This is a genomic window from Halomonas sp. ND22Bw, assembly GCF_003011945.1.
Lineage (GTDB): Bacteria > Pseudomonadota > Gammaproteobacteria > Pseudomonadales > Halomonadaceae > Halomonas > Halomonas halophila.
Genome location: NZ_PXWD01001017.1, coordinates 1 through 266 on the forward strand (window position 1 = coordinate 1; position 266 = coordinate 266).

General features: G+C 60.9%; 1 pseudogene. It reads right to left on the reverse strand.

The window, feature by feature from the left end:
* Positions 1-32: 32 nt before the first annotated feature.
* Positions 33-266: pseudogene (locus CVH10_RS21245) on the reverse strand (hypothetical protein); the annotation flags it as partial.

The following is a 266-nucleotide window of genomic DNA, read 5'->3' on the forward strand; positions in this document are numbered from 1 at the left end:
TCAGGGATTGAGCCCAAGCGGTCATTTAGTCGTCACTCTCTGATCATGCCTTGATTGAGGATGTCCTCCAGTCGGGTAAAGGAATCGGAAAGACGGGTGGCGTCGTCCTTGTCCTGACCCAGGAAATCCTCCAGCGCGGGGTTCAGGGCGATGGCCCGGTCCACGATGGGGTCGGCGCCGGTGCGGTAGGCGCCGATCTTGATCAGCTCCTCCATGTTCGCATAGGCCGACAGACATTGGCGCGCCCGCTTGTTCAGCTCGCGCTC